This is a genomic window from Bacillus sp. SIMBA_154 (genome assembly GCF_046536015.1).
GTDB classification, from domain to species: Bacteria; Bacillota; Bacilli; order Bacillales; family Bacillaceae; genus Bacillus; species Bacillus pumilus_P.
Window position 1 is genome coordinate 1 of sequence record NZ_JAWJBV010000056.1, and the last position, 510, is coordinate 510.

The following is a 510-nucleotide window of genomic DNA, read 5'->3' on the forward strand; positions in this document are numbered from 1 at the left end:
ATTTGGCTAATGTATCGAGAGATAAGGCTAATATGCGATCCATTTTGTCTAAAGTTGAGCTTTCTCATGACTAGACAAAAAAACCCTGATGAAACTACCTTGCTGATAAAGCTACCACCAGAACTAAAAGCTTCGTTTCAGGGACTTTGTAAGTTTAGAGACGTCTCTGTTAGTGCTGAACTCCGTAGATTTATGGCTGATGAGGTTTCAAAGACTGCAACTGGAATGACTACAGCAGACAAGCCAAAAAAGCCGTCACATGCTCGTCTAGACACTGTTAGGACAGTCAAAGCCGTATCATCAAGAAAATCATTTAAGGACGCTGTACAGGCTGATTTATCACTATCAACTGTCAAGCAAAGCGCAATTAATGCCAGTAATAAGCGTAAAAAGGCAAAATCATCTAAGAAGTGAATATAAGACAGTGCCATATCCTTATTGGCGCGCGCAAGTATGAGCACGACAATAAGGATATGGCACTGTCTTATTTCCATTACTTAGAATACTTGC

Annotated in this window: 1 protein-coding gene; it reads left to right on the forward strand. The window is 40.0% G+C overall.

All coding sequences use genetic code 11. The annotated features are described in order from the left end of the window. Positions 1 to 414 (forward strand): hypothetical protein (locus R0K30_RS21025; protein ID WP_410612692.1); only part of this gene is annotated, 414 nt, incomplete at its 5' end. Positions 415 to 510: the final 96 nt, after the last annotated feature.